The organism is Mesorhizobium sp. P5_C1 (assembly GCF_054049815.1).
Genome location: NZ_JBFULQ010001223.1, coordinates 1 through 783 on the forward strand (window position 1 = coordinate 1; position 783 = coordinate 783).

A 783-nucleotide genomic window follows, 5' to 3' on the forward strand; every position below is an offset into this window, starting at 1 on the left:
CGTGGGAACTGTGGTCCTGGGCCAGTGCGGGGCTGGCCACCAGCAGGAAAACCAGTAGGCGGAAGGCCATCGCTCAACATCCTCCAATTGGTGTTACGGGTTGTCTCTCCGAAACATTCCTGGGAGCAGAAGTAGTACTGGTGAGGTATTTTCACCGCACCTGCGCAGTTCAAACATTTCATTCTTTTGCTCCTTCGCGGTCGGGGAAGCATGCATAGATTTTGCCGTTGGCATGAATAATCCATTGGTATGGCTGCATAACCCAAATGGCAAAGAAGTTACTTTGGATTGTCTGTCGGGAGGCGTCCGACGGACACCGTTTCTCACGAGAACGACGAACACAGTTGGGGTCGCTGCGCGATCCGCGATTGGGCACGCTTGCCCCCGGCTTCGCCTGGAAACCAATTGAAGAAGCCAATCGGTGCAACGGGCGAAGTTCGAATTGGGGCGGCATTTGCAAAAGACATTTCTTTGCTTGGACGCAACATTCGGCGCTCAATCCGAGGATTTGAACGCATGGCATCCTGGAAATCGATGCGGCCTCACAAGTCCGCCGCTGGAGGCGGGCGCGCGCTGCTGGCGACCGGAACAGCCCTCACGGAGCAGGGCATCGCCATTGGCGGCTCGACGACGCACGTGAATCTCACGCCACCCTGGAAGGGGATTGCGGTTCGACCAGTTAGACCCGCAGCTCGCGAGGCGACGGCCTGGAAGCCGAGAGCAATGGGCACAGTCCAACTCGGATGCTTCTTCCCTCTGGGCCGCCGTTGGCATGCTTCGGTG

General features: G+C 58.0%; 1 protein-coding gene. It reads left to right on the forward strand.

Translation table 11 applies throughout. The features are described 5' to 3' along the window. Positions 1–405: 405 nt before the first annotated feature. On the forward strand, positions 406–783 hold a 378-nt coding region (locus ACXJ7R_RS35005), incomplete at its 3' end, for a hypothetical protein (RefSeq protein ID WP_457155784.1).